The 263-nt window shown below is 37.6% G+C and carries 1 pseudogene; it reads right to left on the bottom strand.

The features are described 5' to 3' along the window. A pseudogene (locus AAEY87_RS14080) lies at positions 1–219 on the bottom strand (ATP synthase subunit I); the annotation flags it as partial. Positions 220–263 lie beyond the last annotated feature (44 nt).

Here is a 263-nt window from a genome sequence, read left to right as displayed (position 1 = left end):
ATATCCGGTGTACCAAAAAATAAAAAACGCAAATACTGCTTGAGTAATAAAACTTAGTAGCGCACCAATTGCAGCGCTTTTTGCTATCGTAAGCTCACTATGTAGCCAAATAGTATCTACTATCCAAGCAATGATAATAAGGATAAATAGTATCCATGCTTGTCGTTTAATATAGATGCCAATCTTGTCTTTTTGCGTGCGTTTGGCAGGCTTGGTCATCGGTATTCCTATAGCCCTTACAGCATTGGGACAATATATCATAC

Source organism: Psychrobacter sp. S1-30-MNA-CIBAN-0213 (assembly GCF_040309845.1).
GTDB lineage: Bacteria > Pseudomonadota > Gammaproteobacteria > Pseudomonadales > Moraxellaceae > Psychrobacter.
This window is presented reverse-complemented; position numbering and strand designations above follow the sequence as displayed.